Consider the following 237-nt stretch of genomic DNA (forward strand, 5'->3'; position numbering starts at 1 on the left):
GGGGATGTGCAAAAAGAATTTGTTATGCTTGTAGACGAGTTTGGCTGTGCCAAACGTCCATGAGCCATCAAAATATGGCTCCATGCCTTTTGGTTCGAATGGCACTTTGATTCGTCCTTCTAGTGTATTGACAGAAAATAACCCTTGAACAATGGAGTAATCTCGATTCCAAACGAGATCATATTCAGGCTTTTTAAAGCGAACCAATGTCCATTCATGACCATTGCTTTTTAGGGA

1 pseudogene is annotated in these 237 nt (G+C 40.9%); it reads right to left on the reverse strand.

Features of this window, described 5'->3' with window-relative positions:
• A pseudogene (locus I656_RS19650) lies at positions 1 to 237 on the reverse strand (RNA-guided endonuclease TnpB family protein); the annotation flags it as partial.

The organism is Geobacillus sp. WSUCF1, from assembly GCF_000422025.1.
GTDB classification, from domain to species: Bacteria; Bacillota; Bacilli; order Bacillales; family Anoxybacillaceae; genus Geobacillus; species Geobacillus zalihae.